General features: G+C 72.9%; 1 pseudogene. It reads right to left on the bottom strand.

Annotation, left to right across the window (positions count from 1 at the left end):
- Positions 1-280 (bottom strand): annotated as a pseudogene (locus CCN33_RS33160) (hypothetical protein); the annotation flags it as partial.

Raw genomic sequence — 280 nt, 5'->3', positions numbered from 1 at the left:
GAGGACCTGGCGGTCCGGGCGGGCGGCGAGGACCGTGGCGAGCGCGCCGAGGGTGGCGACCACGCCGGTGAACTGGTGGCAGAGCAGGATCAGCGCCCACAGCGCGCCGAGGCCCACCCAGCGGGCCCAGCCCGTGGACGTGCGGAGGGTGGTCGTGAGCCAGGCCCAGAAGTGGAAGGACAGCCCGAGCGCGAACACGCTGGGGTACGCGACGGTCAGCGCGAGGGAGTTCAGGCCGAGGAAACCGCTCCAGTTGAGCAGGTCCGGGCCCCACAGAAGG

It is taken from the genome of Streptomyces recifensis (assembly GCF_002154615.1).
In the GTDB taxonomy this organism is placed as follows: domain Bacteria; phylum Actinomycetota; class Actinomycetes; order Streptomycetales; family Streptomycetaceae; genus Streptomyces; species Streptomyces griseoluteus.
This window is presented reverse-complemented; position numbering and strand designations above follow the sequence as displayed.